This is a genomic window from Sphingomonas sp. GCM10030256 (assembly GCF_042666415.1).
Classification (GTDB): Bacteria; Pseudomonadota; Alphaproteobacteria; order Sphingomonadales; family Sphingomonadaceae; genus Sphingomicrobium.
Genome location: NZ_JBHTDI010000001.1, coordinates 1,275,933 through 1,299,771 on the forward strand (window position 1 = coordinate 1,275,933; position 23,839 = coordinate 1,299,771).

General features: G+C 67.4%; 19 protein-coding genes and 1 pseudogene. 13 read left to right on the plus strand and 7 right to left on the minus strand.

What is annotated here, in order from left to right:
• Nucleotides 1–24 precede the first annotated feature (24 nt).
• The 9 genes from ACFQPG_RS06415 to ACFQPG_RS06455 are packed head-to-tail and all read left to right on the plus strand — an operon-like array spanning nucleotide 25 to nucleotide 9,376.
• A complete protein-coding gene (locus tag ACFQPG_RS06415) occupies nucleotides 25–636 on the plus strand; it encodes an NADH-quinone oxidoreductase subunit J (protein WP_380811736.1) in 612 nt (203 codons plus the stop codon).
• Entirely contained in the window at nucleotides 633–938 is a 306-nt protein-coding gene (gene nuoK / locus ACFQPG_RS06420) for an NADH-quinone oxidoreductase subunit NuoK (protein WP_380811142.1), read from the plus strand. The genes ACFQPG_RS06415 and nuoK overlap by 4 nt, the downstream gene beginning before the upstream one ends.
• Nucleotides 939–2,981: an NADH-quinone oxidoreductase subunit L gene (gene nuoL / locus ACFQPG_RS06425; RefSeq protein ID WP_380811144.1), complete on the plus strand. Its 2,043-nt coding sequence runs from the start codon at nucleotides 939–941 to the stop codon at nucleotides 2,979–2,981. It abuts the gene before it with no gap.
• The gene (locus ACFQPG_RS06430) at nucleotides 2,981–4,537 is read left to right on the plus strand and encodes an NADH-quinone oxidoreductase subunit M (RefSeq protein WP_380811146.1); all 1,557 of its coding nucleotides are present in this window, start codon (nucleotides 2,981–2,983) and stop codon (nucleotides 4,535–4,537) included. Before nuoL ends, ACFQPG_RS06430 begins: the two co-directional genes overlap by 1 nt.
• The gene (gene nuoN, locus ACFQPG_RS06435; protein WP_380811148.1) at nucleotides 4,537–5,967 is read left to right on the plus strand and encodes an NADH-quinone oxidoreductase subunit NuoN; all 1,431 of its coding nucleotides are present in this window, start codon (nucleotides 4,537–4,539) and stop codon (nucleotides 5,965–5,967) included. The genes ACFQPG_RS06430 and nuoN overlap by 1 nt, the downstream gene beginning before the upstream one ends.
• Nucleotides 5,964–6,659: a biotin--[acetyl-CoA-carboxylase] ligase gene (locus ACFQPG_RS06440; protein WP_380811738.1), complete on the plus strand. Its 696-nt coding sequence runs from the start codon at nucleotides 5,964–5,966 to the stop codon at nucleotides 6,657–6,659. Before nuoN ends, ACFQPG_RS06440 begins: the two co-directional genes overlap by 4 nt.
• A 4-nt stretch (nucleotides 6,660–6,663) precedes the next feature.
• Complete coding sequence (locus ACFQPG_RS06445) at nucleotides 6,664–7,446, plus strand: type III pantothenate kinase (RefSeq protein ID WP_380811150.1); 783 nt, start codon at nucleotides 6,664–6,666, stop codon at nucleotides 7,444–7,446.
• A 35-nt stretch (nucleotides 7,447–7,481) separates the two neighbouring features.
• Complete coding sequence (locus tag ACFQPG_RS06450) at nucleotides 7,482–9,119, plus strand: ribonuclease J (protein ID WP_380811152.1); 1,638 nt, start codon at nucleotides 7,482–7,484, stop codon at nucleotides 9,117–9,119.
• Complete coding sequence (locus tag ACFQPG_RS06455) at nucleotides 9,116–9,376, plus strand: DUF1467 family protein (protein WP_380811154.1); 261 nt, start codon at nucleotides 9,116–9,118, stop codon at nucleotides 9,374–9,376. The genes ACFQPG_RS06450 and ACFQPG_RS06455 overlap by 4 nt, the downstream gene beginning before the upstream one ends.
• Before the next feature lies 1 nt (nucleotide 9,377).
• On the opposite strand, the gene ACFQPG_RS06460 is transcribed toward ACFQPG_RS06455, so the two are convergent.
• Nucleotides 9,378–11,660, minus strand: coding sequence for a hypothetical protein (locus tag ACFQPG_RS06460; RefSeq protein WP_380811156.1), 2,283 nt, complete (start codon nucleotides 11,658–11,660; stop codon nucleotides 9,378–9,380).
• Nucleotides 11,661–11,732: 72 nt separating this feature from the next.
• On the opposite strand from ACFQPG_RS06460, the gene ACFQPG_RS06465 reads away from it, so the two are divergent.
• The 3 genes from ACFQPG_RS06465 to ACFQPG_RS06475 are packed head-to-tail and all read left to right on the plus strand — an operon-like array spanning nucleotide 11,733 to nucleotide 15,300.
• On the plus strand, nucleotides 11,733–12,917 hold the full coding sequence (locus ACFQPG_RS06465) for a hypothetical protein (protein ID WP_380811158.1): 1,185 nt from the start codon (nucleotides 11,733–11,735) through the stop codon (nucleotides 12,915–12,917).
• Nucleotides 12,918–12,953: 36 nt separating this feature from the next.
• Complete coding sequence (locus tag ACFQPG_RS06470) at nucleotides 12,954–14,000, plus strand: DUF2336 domain-containing protein (protein WP_380811160.1); 1,047 nt, start codon at nucleotides 12,954–12,956, stop codon at nucleotides 13,998–14,000.
• Entirely contained in the window at nucleotides 13,990–15,300 is a 1,311-nt protein-coding gene (locus ACFQPG_RS06475; protein ID WP_380811162.1) for an ATP-binding protein, read from the plus strand. The genes ACFQPG_RS06470 and ACFQPG_RS06475 overlap by 11 nt, the downstream gene beginning before the upstream one ends.
• On the opposite strand, the gene ACFQPG_RS06480 is transcribed toward ACFQPG_RS06475, so the two are convergent.
• Nucleotides 15,297–16,583, minus strand: a complete 1,287-nt coding sequence (locus ACFQPG_RS06480) for a citrate synthase (protein WP_380811164.1) — start codon at nucleotides 16,581–16,583, stop codon at nucleotides 15,297–15,299. The two genes, ACFQPG_RS06475 and ACFQPG_RS06480, sit on opposite strands and share 4 nt — an antisense overlap.
• Nucleotides 16,583–18,004: a glutamate--tRNA ligase gene (gene gltX / locus ACFQPG_RS06485; RefSeq protein WP_380811166.1), complete on the minus strand. Its 1,422-nt coding sequence runs from the start codon at nucleotides 18,002–18,004 to the stop codon at nucleotides 16,583–16,585. Before gltX ends, ACFQPG_RS06480 begins: the two co-directional genes overlap by 1 nt.
• A gap of 56 nt (nucleotides 18,005–18,060) precedes the next feature.
• Between gltX and ACFQPG_RS06490 the strand changes: the two genes are divergently transcribed.
• On the plus strand, nucleotides 18,061–20,343 hold the full coding sequence (locus ACFQPG_RS06490) for a ComEC/Rec2 family competence protein (RefSeq protein ID WP_380811168.1): 2,283 nt from the start codon (nucleotides 18,061–18,063) through the stop codon (nucleotides 20,341–20,343).
• Here ACFQPG_RS06490 and ACFQPG_RS06495 read toward each other — a convergent pair.
• The 4 genes and pseudogenes from ACFQPG_RS06495 to ACFQPG_RS06510 form a co-directional block, all read right to left on the minus strand.
• A pseudogene (locus tag ACFQPG_RS06495) lies at nucleotides 20,266–20,604 on the minus strand (hypothetical protein); the annotation flags it as partial. The gene ACFQPG_RS06490 and the pseudogene ACFQPG_RS06495 sit on opposite strands and share 78 nt — an antisense overlap.
• Entirely contained in the window at nucleotides 20,531–21,178 is a 648-nt protein-coding gene (lexA, locus tag ACFQPG_RS06500) for a transcriptional repressor LexA (protein ID WP_380811170.1), read from the minus strand. The gene lexA and the pseudogene ACFQPG_RS06495, both read right to left, overlap by 74 nt.
• A 54-nt stretch (nucleotides 21,179–21,232) precedes the next feature.
• A complete protein-coding gene (locus ACFQPG_RS06505; RefSeq protein ID WP_380811172.1) occupies nucleotides 21,233–21,811 on the minus strand; it encodes an anthranilate synthase component II in 579 nt (192 codons plus the stop codon).
• A 3-nt stretch (nucleotides 21,812–21,814) separates the two neighbouring features.
• On the minus strand, nucleotides 21,815–23,749 hold the full coding sequence (locus ACFQPG_RS06510; protein WP_380811174.1) for a SurA N-terminal domain-containing protein: 1,935 nt from the start codon (nucleotides 23,747–23,749) through the stop codon (nucleotides 21,815–21,817).
• Nucleotides 23,750–23,839 lie beyond the last annotated feature (90 nt).

The following is a 23,839-nucleotide window of genomic DNA, read 5'->3' on the forward strand; positions in this document are numbered from 1 at the left end:
TCGGGACGAACAGGGATTTGGGTTCTGATCGCGCTTCTCGCCTTTTACCTGTTCGCGACGATCTGCATCACCTCCGCGGTGCTGGTGATCTTCGCGCGCAACCCGGTCCATTCGGTCCTGTGGTTGATCGTTGCTTTCTTCAACGCAGCGGGACTGATGCTGCTCGCGGGCGCAGAGTTCATCGCGATGCTGCTGGTCATCGTCTACGTCGGCGCGGTTGCCGTGCTGTTTCTGTTCGTGGTGATGATGCTGGACATCGATTTCGCGCAGTTGCGCTCCGGCTTAACCCGCAACCTGCCGTTCGGCCTGCTCATCGCGCTGGTGCTGCTGGCCGAGATCATCATCGCGATCAGCGCGCGCGGCTCCGGACCGGTGCTGCAGCAGGCCTCCGCCATGCCGCCGGCGACCCCCGTGCCGAATATCGAGGCGCTCGGGACCTTGCTCTACACCCGCTTCCTCCTGCCGTTCGAACTGGCCGGCCTGATCCTGCTGGTGGCGATGATCGGAGCGATCGTCCTCACGCACCGCAGCCGGGGCGACGTTCGCGGGCAGGATGTCAGCCGCCAAATCAAGCGCCGACCGGAAGATGCCACGCGCAACCTCAATCCGCCGGTGGGTGAGGGGATGAAGCTGTGATCGGTCTCGCCCACTATCTGACCGTTGCCGCGATCCTGTTCGTGATCGGCGTGCTCGGCATTTTCCTCAATCGCCGCAACGTCATCCTGATGCTGATGGCGCTTGAGCTGCTGCTGCTGGCAGTGAACATCAACCTGGTCGCGTTCAGCGCATTCCTGGGCGACCTCACCGGCCAGGTGTTCGCCATGTTCGTCCTGACCGTCGCCGCCGCTGAGGCCGCGATCGGACTGGCGATCCTGGTCATTTTCTTCCGCCGCCGCGGCACCATCGCGGTGGACGCAGCCGATCGGATGCGCGGGTAAATGCAAAGCATCGTCCTCATCGTCTTCCTGCCGCTGCTGGCCGCGATCGTCGCCGGGCTCGGCGGGCGTGTGATCGGCAATTTTGCGGCCAAGATCGTCACGACCGCCGCGCTGCTCATCGCCGCGGCGCTGAGCTGGCCAATATTCATCGCCTTTCTCGGCGGCGGGGCCGAGGCGCAGGTGGTACCGGTCCTCGACTGGATCCGCTCGGGCGACATGGTGGTCGATTGGGCGCTTCGGGTCGATGCGCTGACGGCGGTGATGCTGGTGGTGGTGACCACCGTCTCCAGCCTCGTCCACCTCTACAGCTGGGGGTACATGGCCGAGGACCCCAGCCAGCCTCGCTTCTTCGCTTATCTGTCGCTGTTCACCTTCGCCATGCTGATGTTGGTGACCGCGGACAGCCTGGTGCAAATGTTCTTCGGCTGGGAAGGCGTCGGCCTCGCCTCCTACCTGCTGATCGGCTTCTGGTACCACAAGCCTTCCGCCAATGCGGCGGCGATCAAGGCGTTCGTCGTCAACCGGGTCGGTGACTTCGGCTTCAGCCTGGGTATCTTCGGTACCTTCCTGGTGTTCGGCACCGTGTCGATCCCCGCGATCCTCGAAGCGGCGCCGGGCATGGCGGGGTCGACCATCGGCTTTGCCGGCATGCGGGTCGACACCATGACCCTGCTCTGCCTGCTGCTGTTCGTTGGAGCGATGGGCAAGTCCGCGCAGCTTGGCCTCCACACCTGGCTGCCCGACGCGATGGAGGGCCCAACTCCTGTCAGCGCGCTGATCCATGCGGCGACCATGGTCACGGCCGGCGTGTTCATGGTTTGCCGGCTGTCTCCGATGTTCGAAACGAGCGACACGGCGCTCGCAGTCGTGACCTTCGTCGGCGCCGCCACCGCCATCTTCGCAGCAACGGTCGGCACGGTGCAGAATGACATCAAGCGGGTGATCGCTTATTCGACCTGTTCGCAGCTCGGCTACATGTTCTTCGCGGCGGGCGTCGGCGCCTATTCCGCGGCGATGTTCCACCTGTTCACCCACGCCTTCTTCAAGGCGCTGCTGTTCCTAGGTGCGGGATCGGTGATCCACGCGATGCACCATGAGCAGGACATGCGCTACTATGGCGCGTTGCGGAAAGAGATCCCGCTTACCTTCTGGGCAATGATCGCCGGAACGCTGGCGATCACCGGCGTCGGGGTGCTCGGCGTGTTCGGGTTCGCCGGCTTTTATTCCAAGGACGCGATCCTGGAGAGCGCGTTCGCCAGCGGTTCGGTCCATGGCACGATCGCCTTCTGGATCGGGGCCTTCGCGGCCCTGCTGACCAGCTTCTACAGCTGGCGGCTGATCTTCCTGACCTTCTTCGGCCAGGCACGCTGGGCGGCCTCCGAGCATATCCAGCATGCGGTGCACGGTCACCATGACACGCCCGATGAGGAGCATGGCGACAGCTCGCACGAGATCCACGCGCCGGCCGTCACAGGCACTGCGGGCTACCACCCGCACGAAAGCCCGTGGTCGATGCTGGTGCCGCTGGCACTGCTGTCGGTCGGGGCGGTGTTTGCCGGCGTCGCCTTCCACCACGCGTTCATTGACGCGGAGGGCGGGGCGCACTTCTGGAACGGCAGCCTGTCGTTCGATACACACCTGATGCATGCGATGCACGAAGTGCCGCTGTGGGTGAAGCTGACTCCGGCGGCTGTGATGATCCTCGGCTTCCTGATCGCCTACAACAATTACATCCGGCGTCCGGACGCGCCTGGTCGCTTCATTGCGGCGACGGGGGGGCTGCATACGTTCCTGATGAACAAGTGGTATTTCGACGAGCTGTACGACGCCATCTTCGTTCGTCCGGCAATGTGGCTGGGACGGCTGTTCTGGCACCGCGGTGACGAGCAGACGATCGACCGCTTTGGGCCGCACGGCGCTGCTTATGCGGTGGGCGTCGGCAACCGGTTCACCGCACGGCTGCAGTCCGGCTATGTGAACAGCTATGCGCTGGTGATGCTGCTTGGGCTTGTCGCCGCCGCGACCTGGGCGATGACCCGGTAATGGAGAGCGTTCCCATCCTCACCACCATGATCGCCATCCCGCTGCTGGCGGCGTTGGCGTGCCTGTTCGTCAAGGCGCCCGCGGCGCGCGCCCTGGCGCTCGGAGCGACGCTGGCCGATCTGGCGCTCGGCGTCCTGCTGTGGCTGAACTACCAGCCGGGTGGGCCGCAGTGGCAGTTCGTCGAAAACGTGTCGATCGGCGGCGAGACCCTCAACTGGGCACTGGGCATCGACGGCATCGCGCTGATGCTGATCATGCTGTCGGTCTTCCTTATGCCGATCTGCATCGGCGCGAGCTGGCGCGCGATCGACAAGCGCGTGCCGGAATATATGGCCGCCTTCCTGCTGATGGAGGCGCTGATGCTCGGCGTGTTCATGGCGCAGGACCTGCTGCTGTTCTACATCTTCTTCGAAGCGGGCCTGATCCCGATGTACCTGATCATCGGCATCTGGGGCGGCGCCGAGCGGATCAAGGCCAGCTACAAATTCTTCCTCTACACCCTGCTCGGCTCGGTGCTGATGCTGATCGCCATGCTGGTGATGATCGGCGAGGCCGGCACAGGCTACATCCCCGCGCTGATGGCCTATCACTTCGCGCCGGAGTTGCAATGGTGGCTGTGGCTGGCGTTCTTCGCCAGCTTCGCGGTCAAGATGCCGATGTGGCCGGTTCACACCTGGCTTCCCGACGCGCACGTTCAGGCGCCGACGGCGGGCTCGGTGATCCTGGCCGGCGTGCTGCTGAAGATGGGCGGCTACGGCTTCATCCGCTTCTCGCTGCCGATGTTCCCGGAAGCGTCAGAGCAGTTCATCCCGCTGGTCTTCATCCTGAGCGGCGTCGCGGTGGTCTATACCAGCCTGGTTGCGCTGGTGCAGCGGGACATGAAAAAGCTGATCGCTTATTCCTCCGTCGCGCACATGGCATTCGTGACCTTTGGCCTGTTCGCCTTCAACCGGCAGGGGATCGAGGGCGCGCTGATCGTGATGCTCAGTCACGGGCTGGTGTCCGGCGCGTTGTTCCTGTGCGTCGGCGTGATCTACGACCGGATGCATACCCGCGAAATCGAGAAGTATGGCGGCCTGTCCAACAACATGCCCGGCTACGCGCTGCTGTTCATGCTGTTCACCATGGCGAGCGTCGGACTGCCGGGGACCAGCGGCTTCGTTGGGGAGTTCCTCAGCTTGGTGGGCACCTACAAGGTGTCGACCTGGGCCGCGATCGTCGCCACCACCGGCATCATCCTCGGCGCGGCCTATATGCTCTACCTCTACTGGCGGATCGCCTACGGCGTCGCGCGGACCGAGGAAGCGGCCACCCTCAAGGACCTCGACCGGCGTGAATGGTGGCTGCTCGCTCCGATCGCCGCAGCTGTGCTGTGGATGGGCGTCTATCCGGAAAGCTTTCTCGCGCCGATGCGTGACGACGTCGGGCGACTGCTGACCAGGATCGAGCGCGCCACCCCGCCGGGCGACAGCAGGCCAACGGCCGGCAATCCGGCCGCGGCCGCCGCTGGCAAGGACGAACATGGCGCCGCGGGCGCTGCGGAGCCCGCTCACTGATGACCAGCCTCGCCCCAATCCTCCCCGAGGTGATCGTCGGCCTTGGTGCCATCGTCCTGATGATGGTGGCGGCCTTCGTGCGCCGTTCGTCGATGATCATCCATGTTGCGGCGGTCGCGATCCTGTTTGCTGCCACCTTCACGCTGGTCGGCGCGCCGCAGCAAGCGGGAGCGGTGTTCGGCGGCATGTTCGCCGCCGACGGCTTTGCGGCCTTCGGCAAGCTGATCATCTTCCTGTCCGCTGCGGTGGCAATCGTCATGGCGCATGGCTGGTTCGACCGCGACTTCGAGCATGGCGGCGAATACCCAGTGCTGATCCTGCTGAGCAGCGTCGGCGCGGCGGTGATGGTCTCGGCCACCGACCTGATGATGCTCTACGTCGGCCTGGAGCTGCAGAGCCTGTCCGCGTACGTCCTGGCTTCCTATCGCCGCAACGACGAGAGGTCGGCGGAAGCGGGGCTCAAATATTTCGTTCTCGGCGGCCTTGCGTCGGGTATCCTGCTGTTCGGCCTCAGCCTGCTCTACGGCTTTACCGGGACGACCAGCTTCACCGGGATCGCCACCGCATTCGGCGAGGGCGAGGCACTCTCGATCGGGCTGACCTTCGGGCTGGTGTTCACCCTCGCCGGCCTCGCGTTCAAGATCGCCGCCGTTCCGTTCCACATGTGGACCCCGGACGTTTACGAAGGCGCGCCCACCCCGGTGACCGCATTCTTCGCCTCGGGTCCGAAGATCGCCGCAGTGCTGCTTGCCACGCGGGTGTGCCTCGATGCGATGGCTCCGGCGATCGATGAGTGGCGGCAGATCGTGATCTTCGCCGCGCTCGCCTCGATCATCCTCGGCGCGGTTGCGGCGTACGGCCAGAACAACGTCAAGCGGCTGCTGGCCTATTCGTCGATCAACAATATCGGGTTCGTCCTGGTCGGCCTGGCTGCGGGGGGCGAGCAGGGCGCGCAGGCGGTGCTGTTCTACAGCGCGGTTTACGTCGTGATGACGCTGGGCGCCTTCCTGTGCGTGCTGCGGATGCGCGACGCTGACGGCAGGCCGGTGGAAAGCCTGGCCAGCCTGTCGGGCCTGTCGCAAACGCGGCCGCTGCTGGCTGCGGCGCTGGCCATGTTCATGTTCAGCCTGGCCGGTATCCCGCCCTTGTTCGGCTTCTGGCCCAAGCTGATGGTGTTCATCGCCGCGGTCGACGCCGGGCTGCGGCTCCTCGCCCTGGCCGCGGCTGCGGCGACAGTGATCGGCGCTTATTACTACCTCAAGGTCGTCAAGGTCATGTACTTCGATCCGCCTGCCGAGCCGTTCCCCCGCTCGAGGGCGCCGGTGGAAACGGCGCTCATCGCGCTTGCGGCCCTGTTCGTATCGCCGCTCGGCTACCTGCTGATCGGACCGCTCGGCCGCCTCAGCGCCAACGCCGCGAGCCTGTTCTGACGCGGCTTCGATTCGTCGAGCGGACCGGCTCGACCAACAGCGACCTGCTCGCCAGCGACGCTGCAGTTGAGGGCGACTGGCTCATCGCCCTGGCCCAAGACGCGGGGCGCGGGCGGCAAGGTCGCGAATGGCTTGCTCCGGCGGGCAATTTCAGTGGCAGCACGATGGTCGAACTGCGGCCTGGTGATCCGGCTGCCTCAAGCCTTGCGCTGGCGTGCGGGCTGGCTTTGATCCGCGCAGTGGAGGCCGCCGCCCCCGCCACTGGCTTGATGCTGAAGTGGCCCAACGACCTGCTGCTCGGACCGGGCAAGCTGGGTGGAATCCTGCTGGAACGCAGCGGCGGCCGGGTGGTCGCGGGGTTCGGCGTCAATCTTGCGAAGGCGCCGGCCCTTCCGGAACGCCCAACCGGTGCCCTTTCGTCGGTGGCGCTGGTCACCCCGCAAGCCTTCGCGCCCCTGCTCGCCGCGGCGTTCGCTCGGGAGCTCGAACGCTGGCGCGAGGACTGGCCGGGACTGCTCGGCCTGTGGCTGGAAAGCGCTCACCCCATCGGCTCGGCCCTGTCGGTCCACGCCGGGCCGGACGAGCGGTTGGAGGGCGGGTTCGATGGACTGGAGCGCGACGGCGCTCTGAGGCTGCGCTTGGCGAGCGGCGAAACGCGTGTCATCCGTGCCGCCGACGTCAGCCTCGGGTAGGGCCATGCTTCTCGCGATCGATGCCGGCAACACCAATCTGGTCTTTGCGCTAGTCCACGGCGACGAGATCCGCACGCGTTGGCGGATCGCCACCGACCCGCGGCGAACCGCCGACGAATATGTCGTCTGGTTGCGGCAGTTGCTCGACCTGGAAGGCTATTCGACCGAGGACGTCAGTGCCGTCATCATCGGCACGGTGGTGCCCCGTGCGCTCCACAACCTCGAGGTTCTGTCCCGCAAGTACTTCCGCGTCGAGCCGGTGATCGCCGGTCAAGGCGAAGCCGCCTGGCCGGTTGCGCTCGACGTCGACGAGCCGCAGAACGTCGGCGCGGACCGTGTCCTCAACGCCATCGCCGCCCACGCCAAGCATGGCGGCGATTTGATCGTGATCGATTTCGGCACCGCGACGACCTTCGACGTGGTCGACTATACCGGCGCCTACAAGGGCGGGATCATCGCGCCCGGCATCAATCTCAGCCTCGACGCGCTGGTGGCGGCCGCGGCCAAGCTGCCGCGGATCGGCATCGAGGCGCCCAGGGATTCGAGCGTGATCGGCCGCACGACGCAAAGCCAGATGCTGACCGGCATCTACTGGGGCTACGTCGCCATGATGGAAGGGCTGGTCACGCGGATGAAGGCGGAAATTGGCCGCCCGGTCACCGTGATCGCAACCGGCGGGCTGGCGACGCTGTTCAGGCAGCATACGCCGGTGTTCGACGCGATCGAGCCCGACCTCACCATCCAGGGCCTGGCTTTGCTGTATAGGCGGAGCCAACCCCGGGATTGAGCGTCATCGCAGGTGACGACAGAACAGGAAATGAAGTGACACCAGGCGAAGAACTGCTCTTTCTGGCGCTCGGCGGATCGGGCGAGATCGGCATGAACGTCAACCTGTACGGTTGCCGCGGCAAATGGCTGATGGTCGACTGCGGGCTGACGTTCGGCGATCACGAATATCCCGGCATTGACCTCGTCCTGCCCGACCTCGAATTCATCGAGCGCCGGCAGAAGGATCTCGTCGGCCTGGTGCTGACCCACGGCCACGAGGACCATATCGGTGCGATCCCCTATCTGGCCGCCGACCTCAAGGTGCCAATCTTCGCAACCCCGTTCACCGCCGGTCTGATCGCGGGCAAGCTGGAGGAAGAGGGACTGACCGGGCAGGTCAAGCTCAAGATCATCGAGCGCGGCGGAAGCATCGACCTGGCGCCGTTTCGTGTGACTTACGTGCCGCTCGCCCACTCGATCCCGGAGGGCAACGGCCTGCTGATCGAGACGCCGCATGGCCGCGTCTTCCACACTGGCGACTGGAAGATCGACAACACGCCGGTGCTTGGCAATCCGACCGGGGCCGAGGCGCTGACCGCCATTGGCGACAAGGGCGTGCTGGCGCTGGTGTGCGACTCCACCAACGCCTTCACGGAGGAAGCGTCCGGATCGGAAGCCGACGTCTACCAGGGGCTGTTGCAGACGGTCGGTGAGGCGCGTGGGCGGGTGCTGGTGACGACCTTCGCTTCGAATGCGGCGCGGCTCGACACGATCGGCCGGGTCGCTGACGAGACTGGCCGGCGGGTGGTCGTCGCGGGCCGTTCGCTCGACCGCATCCTCAAGGTAGCCAAAGCGACCGGCTACCTCCGCGACTTCCCCGAGCCCGTGCGGTTCGACGAAGCTATGCGCCTGCCCCGCAAGGACGTGCTGATCGTCGCCACCGGCGGCCAGGGCGAGCCGCGCGCCGCGCTCGGCCGGATTGCCGCCGGCAACCATGAGCTCAAGCTTGGCGAGGGCGACACCGTGATCTTCTCGTCCAAGCAGATCCCCGGCAATGAAGTCGCGATCGGCCGGATCATGAACGCACTGTCCGAGCTTGGCGTGCTCACGGTCACCGACCGGCAGGCGCACGTTCACGTGTCGGGCCACCCCGGCCGGCCGGAACTGGCGGCCATGTACCGCTGGATCCGCCCGCAGGTCCTTGTCCCGGTGCACGGGGAGCCGCGCCACCTGCGCGAGCAGGCACGCTTCGGGCTCGCGAACGGAATCCCGACCGCCGTCTTCCAGGAAGATGGTGATGTCATCCGCCTCGCCCCGGGCGCGCCGAAGAAAGTCGGCGAGGAACGGGTCGGACGCTTGGTGCTGGACGGCGACGTCATCCTGCCCGCGGATGGATCGACGATCAATGAGCGTCGCAAGCTGGGGGTCAACGGGATCATCGCCGTGTCGCTCCCGCTTGGCGCCAATGGGGCGCTGGCTGGGGAGCCGGTAGTGCGGGCGCTCGGCGTGCCGGTCGAGCAGGATCGGTCGGACTTCCTGCGCGACGCCGCGGACGTTGCTGCCCGTGCCGTCGAGCCGCGGATGGACGAGGAGAAGCTGCGCGAAACGGTGCGGCTGGCGGTCCGGCGCTGCGCCACGGTGTGGACGGGCAAGAAGCCGATTGTCGAAGTGATGCTGGTGCGCGCCGGATGAGCATCGGCGCGACGATCGCGGTCTATTTCCTGTTCTGGGTCGGCAGCGCGTTCCTGCTGCTGCCGTTCGGCGTGAAAACCGCTGAGGAGGTTGGCGAGGAAAAGGTGCCGGGGCAGGCGGACAGCGCCCCGCATCGGTTCGACGTCGGGCCGCACGTCGTCCGCTCGACCATCCTCGCGACGGTGTTGTTCGGCCTCTACTACTCCAATTACGTGTTCGGCTGGATCACCGCCGAAGACCTCGACTTCTACAACTAAGTCAGCGCCGCCTTTCGACCACTTGGGCAAGCGCCGCATAGAGCTTGCCCATGTCGGAGGACATCAGCGTCACGGCCATCATCCCGCCGTCGCGCTCGGCCAGCACCCGGCGCAGCATCGCCTCGAAGTCATGCACGTAGCGGTCGGCGGAGGACTGGAACTCCCCGTCCGCTTCGTACTGCGCGGAGAGGGCCCGTGATTCGCTGTTGCCAAGCAGGCGAACGGCGCGGCGGGTGAAGACCCCGCGGTCGCCCTTTAGGTAGGCCGCCCACGCCTTGTCGTCTACCTCGTCGGACAGGATCTTGCCGACGTCGATCGAGGCCGAGTGCATCGAATCGATCAGCACGGCCGTGCGCTTGGCGAACGCCTCGCTGTCCTGCGTCCGCTGAGCCTCTGTCGACCGCTCGATATGCGCCTCGAGCGCGGTCGCGGTCTGGCCGATGCTGAGCATCTGCCGGGTCAGCCGGTCCGACGCGGCTTGGGCGGCCTCGACCGCGCGGGTGGCGACCGTTTCCACATCCGCAAGCTGCTGGGTGACACCGTCGCGGATGGCCTTCTCGAGCGCCTTGCGGGTCTCGGCCGACAGGCGTTCGGCGCTGTCCGGGATCACGGAGGCGATCGCTTCGCGCGCCCGCTCGGCGGCATGCGCGGACGCTTCCCGCACCTGGACCATCGCCGCCACCAGGGCTGGGGCGGTTTCGGCTTGTACCCGAGCGGCCTCGGCCTGCAGCGCCTCGATCGTGTCGCGCAAGCCTGCCAGCCGCTGTTCCGCGGTGCCGACGCCTTCATCGACGGTGGCGAGCAGGGCAGCAAGGCGATCCTGTTGCGCGCCGATGGCCTCGGCGCTGGTGCCGAGACGATCGCTCGCCTCCACCGCGGCTTCGCGCATCCATTCCACTTCTGGGCGGGACGCCTGGACCGCGGCGAGCAGCCGTTCCGCGCCGCTCTCGGCCTGGTGCAGCGACACGGCAAGCCGCTCGCCGACGTCCGTCTGAAGCGTGGCGATGGCCTCGCGAAGTGCGCCGGTTCGCTGGGCGAGGCCGTCCAGCGTACCGTCGTTCGTCGCCGACTGCATGGCGAGCTGATCGAGCTCGTTGCGGACCCGGTCGATAGCGGTTGCAACCGCAGTCGCCCGCAGGTCCCCCTCGGCCGCAAGGTCGACGAACTTCTGGTCGAGGTCGGCCAGCCCACGGTCGAGGCCGGCAATCAGCGCCTGTGACGCCCGGTCCTGTTCCGCGATCCTCGACGACAGCTGATCGAGCGCGCCGCCGGCCGTTCCCAGCCGCTGCGCCAGGGAGTCGGCTGCGTCGTTTCCGGCCCGCCCGATCCCGGCGGCGCTCTGTTCCACCAGCGCGCGGACGGCCTCTGCCTGCGCATCGACCCCGGCGCGGACCTGCACCAGTGCTTCGGCCGTGCGATCGAGCAGCGCATCCACTTCCGCGCTTGCTGCCGCACCGGCTTCCCCGACTCGGGTCGCCGCAGCGTTGCTGGCGGTTTCGATCTGGGTAAGATGGGCGACCAGCCGCTGGGCCGCGGCGCCGATCACGTCGTCGCTCTCGCGGGCACGGGCGCTTATGGCGCTCAGTTGCGCTTCCAGCCCAACGGCCTGGGCACTTGCCCCACGCCCGGTGCGGCGCAGCTCGTCGCTCATGGCCCGGGCACTCGCCTCCGCCCGAGGGAGGTCCTCCAGCAGCACGCCAATGTCGTTGCGGGCATTCTCCGCCGCGCGGTCCAACGCCGCGCTATGGCGGGCAAGGGTCTCGGCTCCGCTGCCGAGGTCGCGGGTAACGTTGCCGAGGCGGTGGGTCGTCTCGTCGCCAAGCCGCATCAGACGCTCCGCCATACGGCCAAGCGCGTCCTGTTCCTCGTCGATCCGCTGCCGCAGCACCCCGAGCAGGTCCTCGAGCGACCGTGCCTCGGTCCGCATCGCGATCACCGACCGGGTGAACCGCTCCGTCTCGCGCCGCCGGGTGCGGCCGAACAGCAGCCAGACTAGGCCGAGCAGCGCCAGTGGGCCGGCGAGGATTGCCAGCCATTGCGCCGCCGCCGGTGCACTGAGCCCGCCGCCAAGCGTCCGCCCGGCCGACCAGGCGGCGAAGCCAAGCCACAGCACCGCCAGTCCGACCAGGGTCCAGCCGAGTACCTGCCGGCCACCCGCGCCGTCCTCCGGCACCAACGCAGGTTCCTCGTAGGCCTGGGCTTCCTCATACCCACCGTCCTGCTGGTCGGCGGTGAGGTCCAGAGGTGGAAGCGGCTCTTCGGCCCGCTGCATGCTCGCGTTCATGACGCTGATGTTTACCACCTTTGCGGCCAAGCGGAAGCGTGCAAGGAGAGCCTTCAGGGGAGGGACGTGCCGATGGCGCTCGGCGCCTTGATTGCTGCCTATGGCGAAGACGATTCGGGAAGCTTGCGGGCGCTGACCCCGCTCGCGGGCCGGACATTGATCGAATATCAGTCCCGGTGCGCCGCCGCGGCGGGTGCCGCTCCCGTGGTGGTGCTGGTCGAGCGCGTGCCCGTGGCGCTGGCCGCGGCCTTCGATCGGCTCCGCAGCGAAGGCATCAACGTGGTGCCCGTGACCGACGGCAATGAGGCCGCTGCACGGTTCGAGCCCGGTGCTCCGATCCTGCAGATCGCCGACGGAGTGGCGCCCGGCATGGCTTTGGTCGAGCGGATCGCGCAGGCCGGGGAGCGGGCCATCGCCACGGTGGCCGACGACCAGGCTCATGAGGATTTCGAGCGGCTGGACGCGAGCCACCGCTGGGCTGGGCTTGCGCGGGTGGACGGAGCGACCCTGTCCTCCACTGCCGCGATGCTCGGCGACTGGGACCTCCAATCGACGCTTCTTCGCCGGACTCTGCAGGCGGGCGCGAGCCTGGTTCCTGCCGGCCAGGAGGCAACGCCGTTCCTTGCCGGGGCCGCGGCCGATCCAGCGGCGTTCGATCGCTACCTGCTGGTCACTTCCCGCGGCGCTCGGCGCGACTGGCCAAGCCGGTACCTGCTGCCGATCCCGGAGGAGTTCGCTACCGAGCAACTGATGCGCAGCCCGGTCCGGCCGGAATGGCTGGTGTTCGCTGCGCTGGCGCTGACCGTTGGAGCGGCGCTGGTGTTCACCCGCGGCTGGCTGGCGGCGGGGCTTGGGATGCTGGTCCTGGCGATGCCCCTCGACCTCATCGGTGAGCGTCTCGCCACCTTGCGAATGCGACCGCTGCCGGCGCGGATGCTCAGCCGCCGATTGCTGTGGCCGGCTTGCGGGCTGGCTCTGCTTGGCCTTGGCTGGTTCGAGACACGCCACGGCGGCGGTTGGGGCGCGCTGGCCTGCGCCTTTGCGACGATCGCCTTTGCCGAGGCCCAGCGGATCGAGCAGGCGGGGCGGGACGTGCCCGGCGCGCACTGGCTGTTCTCATCGAGGGCTGCGGTGGTCACGGCGCTGCCGTTCGCGGCACTCGGCTGGTGGAGCGGGCTGCTCGCGGTGCTGGCGCTCTATGCCGCGGCCAGCTTCTTCATCGTTCAGCACGTTGTCCATCGGATCGCACGCCATTGAGGACGCGTTAACTTCAATCCGCTAACACCCCCCAGAATGTCTGGCGATGAATGGCCGATCGCAATCCCCGGCGAGGGGGAGCTTGCCGACCCCCCGGTCGACCGTGCGCATGCCGCGCACGGCGGCCGGCTGGCGACTGCGCTCGCCGACTTCTTCCTCGATCCGGCTCATCGACTGACCGAGCAGGAGCGGTCGTTGATGACCGCCATGCTGCACGGGCTGATCGGCGGAATTGCCGACGAGATCCGGGTGCGGGTGCCGAGCGAAATTGCAGCCCGTTGTGATTTCGATCCGGCCGAGCTTACTGCGGTGCTGACCCGGGCCGGCCACCTGCAGGGGCCTGACCTGATGCGCCTGTTGCTCTGCCGGGCGGACACGGCGCGGATTACCCAGAGCGTCGGGCATTCCGGCAATGGTAACGCCTTGCTGCAGCGGCTGGCGTCCGGGCCCGATGGGGATGTCGCCGCCGCGGCCATGGCATTGATCATCGCGCGGGGCCGGACCCGCGACCGGTTCGGCAAGGCTGCAGTCCATCTTCAGGATCTCGACGCGGAGACCGCGGTCGACCTCGCATTCGCGGTCGCTGCCGCGCTCGCCTCGGCGATCCCGGCTGCGGATCACGATGCCCTTGCTGCGGCCGCCTCGGGCCTCCTCGCCCGCCATGACGACGGGCAACGTGCCGACGCCCTGACTGCCCGCCTGGTCCGCGCCCTTGAAGCGGCCGGCCAGCTGGACGGAGAGGCGATCATCGACTTTGCCCGTCATGGCGACGCGCCATTGCTGTCGCATGCCTTGGCGCGGGTTGCAGGCATTGGGCCGGGCGACGCCTGGGCGATGATGGTGAACGAAGAGGGGAATTTGGCGCTTCTGCTCCGCCTGGCGGGGCAATCGCGGCCGGTGGCGGCGGCTTTGTTCGCGACGCTGAGCGACGCGCTCGGCATTACCGATCCAGCCGCGGAAATCGATCGTTTCGATCAGCTCGACCCGGCGCTTGTACAACGGGAGCGTCGTCGGCTTCGGCTCCCGGCACCTTATCGGTGCGCGCTGGATGCAATCGGGGAGCGGCGCGCGGATGGCCGCTGAGCAGATCAGGGCGACTGTGGATGACGCCGGCCGGCTGGTCGCGGCCGACCCGCCGCTTGCTCGCCTTCAGGAGGAAGCGGGCTCCAGGTTGGGCGCCCCGTTCGCAATTCCGCAACTGCGAGCCATTGCCCGCTTGGCCCGCAAGCTCGGCGTAACCGTTTCCCGCCCCGCCTTTGCCGGGTCGCGCGACAAGGACCTCGATCTGTGGGTTCGGGCGGAGCCGGGCGACGCCGAGGTGCGCCTGACCGTGGAAAGCTGGGTAGAACGGCCGCTTCACCCGCCGAGATGGGCAGGGGACGACGCGCCGGAACCGGGCGTTGCGGCCGATGCCGGCGCGGACTGGCTGGAGCTGGACGCTGAGCTGCGGGTCAAGGCCCTTGCTCCGTCGCTCGCGCGGCAATTCGGGCTCCAGGCCGGGGGGACCGTCGATGTTCCGCTCACCCGGCTGCTCCGGTTGGAACCGGACGAGGAGGGGGCGATGCCCTTGCTGTCCGCTTTGGCATTGCGGCGGTCGTTCGTGGGTCAGCGGGTCGTCGCCTTGCATGGCGAAAATGCGCCCCTGCTCCTGTCGGGCGAGGCAGTTGCCGACCCGGGCGGAACGTTCGGCGGTTATCGGGCGACTTTGGGCGCGGAACGGGCCGAATTGCCCGCCGCCGCCGGAGAGGGAGAGGGCCCGGGGATCGACGACCTGCTTCGGCAGCCGCTCGATCGGATCATCGACGAAGCGCAGCAGATCGCGGCCCGCGCCGAGGGTCCGCTGCGGAGCGATTATGCGGCTTACGCGTCCGACATCGCGGCGGCGGGCCGGCACCTGCTCGCCGTGCTTCATTCCATGGGTGACGAGCCCATCCGCGGCCATGATCGGGTCGACCTTTCCACGATTGCCGGTGAAGCGATCGGGCTGGTCCAGTCGCAGGCGGGCGAACGTGGCGTGGCGCTGGTGCGGGACGGGGCCGAGTTGCTTCCGGTTCGCGGCCAAAGCCGGGCGCTGACGCAGATCCTCGTCAACCTGATCGGCAACGCGATCCGGTTCTCGCCGCGCGGCGGGACGGTTCAGGTGACCCTGTCGGCGGGGAAGATGGCGGAGGTCACTGTGATCGACCAGGGGTCAGGCGTGCCGCTCGAGGACCAGCAGCGGATCTTCGAGAAGTTCGAGCAGGTCGAACCGCGCGGCGAGGGCGCCGGCCTTGGCCTTGCGATCTCGCGCCGCCTGGCCCAGTCGATGGGCGGCGACATCGCCTTGGTGAGCACGCCCGGCCAGGGAGCGCGCTTCACCCTGACGTTGCCGCTGGAGCCCTAGCGGCTGCCTACCGGGACGTACTGGCGCTCGGTATCGCCGACGTAGAGCTGACGGGGACGGCCGATCTTCTGCTCAGGGTCGGAGATCATCTCGTTCCACTGCGCGACCCAGCCGACGGTCCGGGCGAGCGCGAACAGCACTGTGAACATGTCGCTCGGGAAGCCTATCGCGTTCAGGATCACGCCCGAATAGAAGTCGACATTCGGATACAGCTTCTTCTCGATGAAATAATCGTCCTTGAGGGCGATTTGCTCCAACTCGCGGGCGGTATCGAGCACCGGATCGGAGATGTTGAGCTCCTTCAGCACCTCCTCGGCAGTCTGCTGCATCACCTTCGCGCGGGGGTCGTAATTCTTGTACACGCGATGACCGAAGCCCATCAGGCGGAACGGGTCGTCCTTGTCCTTTGCGCGGGCGATATACTCAGGGATGTGCTCCGGACGCCCGATCTCGCGCAGCATGTTGAGCGCCGCCTCATTGGCCCCGCCGTGCGCCGGTCCCCACAGGCAGGCGATGCCCGCCGCGATACATGCGAACGGGTTCGCGCCGGACGACCCCGCCAGCCGGACGGTCGACGTCGAGGCATTCTGCTCATGGTCGGCATGGAGGATGAATATCCGGTCCATCGCCCGCTCCAGGATCGGGTTGACCTCATAATGTTCGGCCGGGACCCCGAACGTCATCCTCAGGAAATTGCCCGTGTAGCTGAGCGTGTTATCTGGATACAGGAACGGCTGCCCGATGCTGTATTTGTAGGCCATGGCGGCGATCGTCGGCATTTTCGCAATCAGCCGGTGCGAGGCAATCATCCGCTGCTTGGGATCGGTGATATCCGTGCTGTCGTGATAAAAGGCCGACAGGGCCCCGACCACGCCGCACATAATCGCCATCGGGTGCGCGTCACGGCGAAATCCGCGGAAGAACGTCGCTAGCTGCTCATGCACCATCGTGTGGCGGCTGATGGTGTAGGTGAAGCTGTCGAGCTCGTCCCTGGTCGGGAGCTCGCCATGGAGCAGCAGGTAGGCAACCTCGGTAAAGCTCGACTGCTCGGCGAGCTGGTCGATCGGATAGCCGCGATGGAGCAGGACGCCTTCTTCGCCGTCGATATAGGTGATCGCGCTGCGGCAGCTGGCGGTCGACGTGAAGCCGGGATCGTAGGTGAACGCACCCGTATCGGCGTACAGCTTGCGGATATCGACCACGTCCGGGCCAACGCTGCCGGACAGGACGGGCAGGCTGGTGTCCTTGCCGTCGAGTTTCAGGGTCGCGTTGGTATCCGACATCAATATTGCTCCGTTTGTTCGGTGTTCCCTGGCATCTGATCTTCTATCCGGGCCAGGCTTTCGCCCTGCCCGAGTAGCGCGAGCACGTCAAAGATGCCCGGACTGGTCGTCTTTCCGGTCAAGGCGGCGCGCAGCGGCTGGGCCAGCTTGCCGAGCTTCAGCCCCGCTTCCTCCGCCACCTCCCGGACCGCGGCTTCGGTGCTCTCCCGGGTCCATTCGCGCAGGCCCGCCAGCGCGCTGTGGGTGCGGACCAGCACCTGACGGGCATCCGGCGTCAGCAGCGCCGCAGCGCCGTCCTCCATCGGCAGTGGCCGCGCTGCAAACAGGAAGTCGGCGGCGGCGGCAAGCTCGTTCAAGTCCTTCGCCCGGGCCTTGAGTTCGGGCATCGCCCGCTCGAGCAAGGCGAGATCGTCACCCTCCATCCCGCCCCGCCGCGCCGCAACCAGCACGCTCAGCCGGGCATCGTCGGTATGGCGCAGGTAGTGCCCGTTGAGGTTCTCCAGCTTCTTGAAGTCGAACCGCGACGGCGACTTGCCGACATGATCAAGGTCGAACCATTCCACTGCCTGCTCGCGGCTGATGATCTCGTCGTCCCCATGCCCCCAGCCAAGGCGCAGCAGATAGTTGAACAGCGCTTCGGGCAGGATGCCGAGCTCGTCCCGATAAGCATCTACCCCGAGCGCGCCATGCCGTTTGCTGAGCTTCGCCCCGTCAGCGCCGTGAATCAGTGGAATGTGGGCGTAGGTCGGCTCCGGCCAGCCCATCGCGCGGATGATCACCAGCTGGCGGAAGGCGTTGTTGAGGTGGTCGTCGCCGCGGATGATGTGCGTGACCCCCATGTCGTGGTCGTCGACCACCACCGCCAGCATGTAGGTCGGGGTGCCGTCGGAGCGGAGCAGGACGAAGTCGTCGATCTCGCTGTTCGATACCGTCACCCGGCCCTGGACCAGATCGTCGATGACCGTTTCGCCTTCACGCGGCGCCTTGATGCGCACGACGAACGGCGCTCCTTCAGGCCCGGCATCCGAGCAGTCGCGCCACTCGCTGCTGAGCCGGAACGGGCGGCGCTCGGCCTGAGCCTTTTCACGGCGAGCGGTCAGTTCCTCGGACGACAGGTAGCAGCGGTAGGCATGACCGCTTTCGAGCAGCTGATGCGCGACCTCCGCATGGCGAGCCTCGAACTCCGACTGGAAATGCGGTTCGCCATCGCCCGCGATGTCGAGCCATGACAAGCCGTCGAGAATCGCGTCGATCGCAGCCTCGGTGGAGCGCGCCCGGTCCGTGTCCTCGATCCGCAGCAGGTATTGCCCGCCATGGTGACGGGCGAACAGCCAGTTGAACAAGGCGGTGCGGGCTCCGCCGATGTGCAGATAGCCGGTGGGGCTCGGCGCAAACCGGGTAACGACAGTGCTTGCGCTCACGCGCGCTTTCCTCTTGAAACGGCCTCGCCGGATCGCGAGGGGCAGGGGCCCGTAGCATGGACATCCTTGCGCTTCCACAGCGCACCGCAGCCGGCTGGCCAATGCAGGTCGGGAAGCTGCGCGCGGCACTCGAAACCTTTCTCGAAAAGGAACGCGAGCAGCTTGCGCTCTGGCTGGTGGTTGGCCTCGCGGTCGGCATTTCGGCCTGGTTGGTGCTCGCCGACAAGTCCCTGTGGATTGCCTTCCTCTGCCTGACCACCGGTGGAGCGATCATGGTCGCGGCCTTCGGGACGGGACGGCTGGGCCGGGCCTGCGCCGCGTTCCTTGCCGCGACGATCCTCGGCCTGGTGCTGATCTGGGCGCGCAGCGAGATGGTTGCGGCTCCGCGGGTGGAGCGCCCGACCATCACTCAGTTCACCGCTTCCGTCGAGCGGGTCGAGTTCCTCGCAGCGCGCGAAAGCATCCGGCTGACCCTGGCGCCCACGGACCCCGCGCTGCCTGCGCGGGTACGGGTTTCCATGCCGGATGACGATCCGCCCCACGGCCTTGGCGAAGGGGCCACGGTGCGGCTGCGCGCCCGCCTGACCTCGCCGATGCCGATGGCTCTGCCGGGGAGCCATGATTATGCTCGGGACGCCTGGTTCCGGGGGATTGGCGGGCTCGGGCGCGCGCTGGGGTCGGTCGAGGTGCTCCAGCCCGCGCCGACCGGCGGGCTTGGGCAGTTTCGGGAGCGGCTGGACCGGCACATCCGCGAGTCGCTGCCCGGTGCCGAAGGGGCGATCGCAACAGCCCTCGCTACCGGCGACCAGGGCGCCATGCCGGAGGAGGATGCGGAGGCCATGCGCCGAAGCGGCCTTGCCCACCTCCTGTCCGTCAGTGGGCTCCACATCGCGGCGGTGGTGGGCGCTGCCTTCGTGCTGACCATTCGCCTGCTGGCCTTGTCCGAACGACTGGCGCTGAGGGTCAATCTGGTACTGGTCGGGGCAGGCGCGGGGGCACTGGCGGGGATCGGCTATACCCTGCTGACGGGCGCGCAGGTTCCAACTGTACGAAGCTGCATCGCGGCCATTCTGGTGCTGGTCGGGGTGGCACTCGGCCGCGAGGCGATCAGCCTGCGTTTGATCGCGGTCGGAGCCTTGCTGGTCCTGCTGTTCCGGCCTGAGGCTCTGGCCGGCGCCAGCTTCCAGTTCAGCTTCGCGGCCGTCACTGCGATCGTCGCGCTGCAGTCGACGCCCTGGGTGCGGCGGCACTTCTCGCCGCGGGAGGAGGGGCTGCCGAGGCGCTTCGGGCGAAGTCTCGGCTCGTTGTTGCTGACCGGCCTGGCCGTCGAGTTCGCGCTGATGCCGTTCGCCCTCTACCATTTCCACCGCGCCGGGCTGTACGGTGTGTTCGCCAACCTGGTTGCGATTCCGCTGACGACCTTCGTGGTCATGCCGTTGCAGGCAGCGGCATTGTTGTTCGACGTGATCTGGCTCGGAGCGCCGTTCTGGACCATGACCGGATGGTCACTCAGCTTCCTGCTCGATCTGGCGCATTGGGTTGCCGGGGCAAAGGGAGCGATCGCCATCCTGCCGGCCATGCCGCGCTGGGCCTTTGGGCTGATGGCTGGGGGCTTCCTGTGGCTGTGTCTCTGGACCAGCCGAGCCCGCCTGCTCGGCCTCGTGCCGCTCGCGATCGGCGCGCTCGTTGCCGCCGCGGCGCCGCGGCCCGACCTGCTGGTGACGGGCGACGGGCGGCACGTCGCGATCGTCGGGGAGGATGGCAGGCCGGCACTGCTCCGGGAACGGGCCGGCGATTTCATCCGCGACATGCTCGCGGAAAGCTCGGGTTACGATGGCGACGCGCTGCCGATGGAGGCGCTAGCGGACGGCCGGTGCAGTGCCGACGCTTGCATCGCCGACGTGGAAGCAGACGGCCGCACCCTCGGACTGCTGGCGATCCGATCGACCCAGCGGCTCGATTGGGGCGAGTTGACCCAGGCATGCTCCCAAGCCGACATCGTCATCGCCGAGCGGCGCCTGCCCCGCGGGTGCACTCCGCGCTGGCTCAAGCTCGACAGAACCACTCTCGAGCGGTCAGGCGGCGTGACCATTCGCCTTGGAGATCCGCCGCAGGTGCGGAGTGTTGCCGAGCAGGTGGGGGGCTGCCCTGGGCTCAGGCGCCGCGGGCCCCATCCATCATCCGGCCGACTGCCACACTGCCAGTTCGCTTCCCGATGGATCGATGAAGTGAAACCGCCGTCCTCCCGGGAAGCTGAAGATCGGCTTGGCGATCACCCCACCCGCTTCGACCACGGCGTCGAACGCCGCCTCGAGATCGTCGACACGGACCACCGGTAGCGGCGCTGCCAGCGCCTCCTCCCGCTCCCCTTGCAAGCCCACATCGACATCACCGGTCGTCGTTGCGGAATAATCCGGCCCGAAGTTGCTGAACGTCCAGCCGAACGCCTTGCCGTAGAACGCGCGGGTGAGCTCGTGCGCCGTGGCGCTCGGCAGCTCGATATAGTCGATCCGGGCCTTCGCCATCTCAGTAGCGGCGGATGAGGCCGGCGAGGCGGCCCTGGATCTGGACCCTGTTCTCGTCATAGCGCTGCGCCTCATAGGTCCGGTTAGCCGGATCGAGGCGGATCATCCGCCCTTCGCGCCGATAGGTCTTCAGGGTGGCCTCGGCATCATCGATCAGCGCCACGACGATTTCCCCGTCCCGCGCGCTGTCGACCTTGCGGATCAGGGCGAAGTCGCCGTCCAGGATGCCTTCCTCGATCATAGAGTCGCCGGACACCTCCAGGGCGTAATGCTCGCCGGGGCCAAGCAGCGCCGCCGGGACTGCAAAGCCCTCGGTGCCCTGCAGCGCCTCGATCGGTGTACCCGCCGCAATCCGCCCATGGAGCGGGATCTCGACGGTATCGTTGGCAGCCTGGATCACCGGCCGCAGCGCGGGAGGAGAAACGACCGACGACGCTTCCGGCATCCGCAGCACCTCAAGCGCGCGGGCGCGGTTCGGCAGCCGGCGGATGAACTGCCGCTCTTCCAGCGCCGAGATCAGGCGGTGCACGCCGGACTTCGACTTCAGCTCCAACGCCTCGCGCATCTCATCGAAGCTTGGGCTGACGCCAGTTTCGCCAAGGCGATCATGGATGAATTGGAGGAGTTCGCGCTGCTTGAGCGTGAGCATGCCGGGCTCCATCGTGAACAGACGGAGAACAGTTATCGAACACTGCTGAAGGCGTCAACCCCTGCGTTCGGCCTTGCCAAGAAATGCGCTCAGCAGTGCGTGGCCGTGCTGCGAGGCGACGCTCTCCGGATGGAACTGGACCCCATGCACCGGGGCTTCGGCGTGGCGCACGGCCTGGATCATGTCATCTTCGCTCCAGGCGTTGGGGAGCAACGGCCCGGCGGTCAGGGTGATCGCCAGCGAATGATAACGGGTGACTTCAAAATGGGGTGGCAGTCCGGCGAACAGGCCGCTGCCATCGTGACGAATTCGGGTAGTCTTGCCATGGACCGGCGGGACCTGGCCGACCTCGCCGCAACAGGCGAGTGCGATGGCCTGGTGGCCAAGGCAGACTCCCAGCAGCGGACGCCGCGCGTCGATGCAGGCCCGGGCAAGATCAACCGAGATGCCAGCATCCTCAGGCTTGCCGGGTCCGGGCGAAATCAGGATTGCATCGCTACTCAGCGAAAGCGCGTCCTGGACACCGATGTCCGTGCTTCGGATCACCCGCACCTCGGCGCCGAGCACAAGCAGGTAATCGATCAGCGTGAAGGTGAAGCTGTCGACATTGTCGATGACCAGGACGGAGGGCAAGGATCAGCCGCCGGTGATCAGCCGCTTCCTGGCCGCCGCGATCGCTGCTTCGTTGCGCTCCACCCCCAGCTGCTGCTGCGCCGCGGTGAGGAACTGCACCGCATATTCCTCGCTGGCCGACTGGTTGAACTCAGCCTGCACCTGCGAGATCAGGGCGGGCTGCAGCGAGGCATTGCCGGGCGTGATCCGGCTGTTGCGGACGATGAAGAAGCCCTGGCCCTCCGGCGCTCCGGTCAGGCGCGCACGGCCGGCGGGCATGCCGAAAAGAATGCGCAGCGGCCCCGGCACCTGCGGTCCAAAGCGGTTCAGTTCGAGCCGGCGGACGTTCAGCGGCTCCGGCTTGGGCAATCCGGGAACTCCCGCTCCGGCTACCGCCTGAGCGAGCGGCGCTCCGCCGTTGACCTTGGCCAGCACGGCATTGGCGACGGCGCGGGCGCGGGCGAGCGCGCGCTCGTCGAGGAGGTCGCTGGCGACCTGCGCCCGGATTGCGGCCAGCGGGGCAGGGGCCGCCGGAGTGACCTCGCCGGGCGCGAGCAAGGCATAGCCCGCTCCATCCGGCAGGGTCTCCACGACGGGGTCGTCGTCCGCCGCCATGTCGAAGCCGAAGCGCACCAGCCCGGCGAGCTCAGGGGGAAGCTTGAATCCGGGGTTGGACGGCGCGGCGCCAGTGGCAGTGAGCGGCGGCGTCTGGACGATCGGGAGGCGATTGGCCGCCGCGACTTCGGCGAAGTTCTGTCCCTCGGCCACCGCATCCTCGACCTTGGCGACAAGGTCCGCCAGGCCGTTCTTGCGCTTCTCCGCGGCCAGCTTTGCGGTGATCTCCGCCCGTGCCTGGGCCAGCGATCGGCCCGCCGTATTGCGAATGCCCTCGACCTTGATGACGTTCCAGCCGAGGTCCGACTGGACCGGCCCGACGATCGCGCCGGGCGCGGCGGCGAACACCTGCGCCGCGATCGCGGCTCCCGCCAGTTGGGTCAGCTGTTCGCGGGTCTGCGGCCCGACGCTGACGTCCGCGGCACTGAAGCCGGCTGGCGCCGCTGCGGCGGCGAAGGTGCCGCTGCGGGCGCGGCTGGCAACCTGGTTGGCGGCATTGCGGTCGGCGATCACCGCGCGGCTGATCACCCGCTCCTCTTTACCGGCATAGGTGGCCCGGTTGGCATTGTAGTAAGCGGCGATCTCCGCGTCCGTCGGAGCCAGGTTGCCCAGCTGCTCCGGCCCAATCCGCGCGATGCGCAGGACCCGCTGCTCCGGCACCGTGTAGCGGGCCTGGTTGGCGCGGTAATATTGCTGGACTTCGGCCTCGGTCGGCGCGGGGCCGCCACGGAACGCGGCCGCGGGAATGAAGGCCACTTCGCCCTCGCGCCGCTCCAGCAGCATGGATGCGTAGGGCCGCGCCACGCCGACCGGCAGACGGGCGTTGGCGGCAACCGGGGCCAGGATCAGCCGCTGCAGCAGCAGGGTCATGATCTCCCGCCGGACCTGCGCATCGGTCAACCGCTGCTGCTGGAGGAAGGCTTGGTAGTTGGCCTCGCTGAAGCGCCCGTCCAGTCCCTGCATCCCGGGAATGCGGGCGATCTCCGCGTCGATCAGCCGCTTGGAGATGTGCAGCCCATGCTCCTGGGCGAACGCATGCAGCGTCCGCTCCTGGATCAGCCCGTTCATGATCGATTCGAAGTCACCGGCGATATCCGCGTAGGTGGCATCGGGCTTCTGCTGACGGGCCTGCTGCAAGCGACGCTCGAGCGCCTTGGCCAGGTCCTGCTCGGTGATGCTCGCCGACCCGACCTTTGCCAGAGTGCCCTGCGACAGACCGCCGCCGCCGGACAGCACATTGCTCATGTCCCCAAGGGCGAACGACGCCAGGATCATCAGCAGGAAGGCAACCAGGATGCCGGTGCCGACCTTGGACTTGGACAGGCGGCGGAAGGAGGAAAGCATGAAGCGGCGGCTCTCGCGAAAAAAGGAATGCGGGCTTTAGGGGCCGCCGGGTCAGGCATCAAGGCAGGCGGGCTTCAAGGTGGACTGGTT

Excerpts from the sequence above, each read along its gene's own strand:
- ACFQPG_RS06445 (WP_380811150.1), top strand. The coding sequence starts at position 6,664 with ATGCTTCTCGCGATCGATGCCGGCAACACCAATCTGGTCTTTGCGCTA.
- lexA (WP_380811170.1), bottom strand. The coding sequence starts at position 21,178 with ATGCTCACGCTCAAGCAGCGCGAACTCCTCCAATTCATCCATGATCGC.
- ACFQPG_RS06455 (WP_380811154.1), top strand. The coding sequence starts at position 9,116 with ATGAGCATCGGCGCGACGATCGCGGTCTATTTCCTGTTCTGGGTCGGC.
- ACFQPG_RS06475 (WP_380811162.1), top strand. The coding sequence starts at position 13,990 with ATGGCCGCTGAGCAGATCAGGGCGACTGTGGATGACGCCGGCCGGCTG.
- nuoL (WP_380811144.1), top strand. The coding sequence starts at position 939 with ATGCAAAGCATCGTCCTCATCGTCTTCCTGCCGCTGCTGGCCGCGATC.
- ACFQPG_RS06430 (WP_380811146.1), top strand. The coding sequence starts at position 2,981 with ATGGAGAGCGTTCCCATCCTCACCACCATGATCGCCATCCCGCTGCTG.
- nuoN (WP_380811148.1), top strand. The coding sequence starts at position 4,537 with ATGACCAGCCTCGCCCCAATCCTCCCCGAGGTGATCGTCGGCCTTGGT.
- ACFQPG_RS06465 (WP_380811158.1), top strand. The coding sequence starts at position 11,733 with ATGGCGCTCGGCGCCTTGATTGCTGCCTATGGCGAAGACGATTCGGGA.
- ACFQPG_RS06460 (WP_380811156.1), bottom strand. The coding sequence starts at position 11,660 with ATGAACGCGAGCATGCAGCGGGCCGAAGAGCCGCTTCCACCTCTGGAC.
- ACFQPG_RS06480 (WP_380811164.1), bottom strand. The coding sequence starts at position 16,583 with ATGTCGGATACCAACGCGACCCTGAAACTCGACGGCAAGGACACCAGC.
- ACFQPG_RS06470 (WP_380811160.1), top strand. The coding sequence starts at position 12,954 with ATGTCTGGCGATGAATGGCCGATCGCAATCCCCGGCGAGGGGGAGCTT.
- ACFQPG_RS06490 (WP_380811168.1), top strand. The coding sequence starts at position 18,061 with ATGGACATCCTTGCGCTTCCACAGCGCACCGCAGCCGGCTGGCCAATG.
- ACFQPG_RS06510 (WP_380811174.1), bottom strand. The coding sequence starts at position 23,749 with ATGCTTTCCTCCTTCCGCCGCCTGTCCAAGTCCAAGGTCGGCACCGGC.